Here is a 420-nt window from a genome sequence, read left to right as displayed (position 1 = left end):
GAGTTTAAAATAGAACGCATGGGGCAAGTATTTACGGGGGTGATTATACCCAAAGTGATTGGAGGGGATGAAGGATTAGGAAATTTGGTTCAAATGAGTATGTTAGGGGTAGGGGGTCTAGTTGTTCCAGAAAAACCTATTCGTTTCTTTTTCACTTTAGTAAAAATAATACATATTGGTTTTGTAAAGGTGGTAAGGGAAGCATAGGAAGGTGGTCTGTTTTTTGTTCAGCAAAAGATTTTTTTTTTTGGTTGTTTTATTCAATAATAAAAGTTTTTTGGGTTGTGTGGTTTTATTTAAAATTTTTAAAAGCCTTTTCGCTCCCCAACCCACCTTGGAAATTTTTGATTCTTTTTTTTATAATACACCCAAAGAAATAAAATAATGAAGGGAAAAAAAAAAACCCCTCTTCGCCGTTTT

At 33.3% G+C, this 420-nt stretch carries 1 pseudogene; it reads left to right on the top strand.

Annotation, left to right across the window (positions count from 1 at the left end):
* Window positions 1-207: pseudogene (locus J7R10_RS08980) on the top strand (RIP metalloprotease RseP); the annotation flags it as partial.
* Between the last annotated feature and the right edge of the window lie 213 nt (window positions 208-420).

It is taken from the genome of Bartonella vinsonii subsp. berkhoffii ATCC 51672 (assembly GCF_902825225.1).
GTDB lineage: Bacteria > Pseudomonadota > Alphaproteobacteria > Rhizobiales > Rhizobiaceae > Bartonella > Bartonella berkhoffii.
This window is presented reverse-complemented; position numbering and strand designations above follow the sequence as displayed.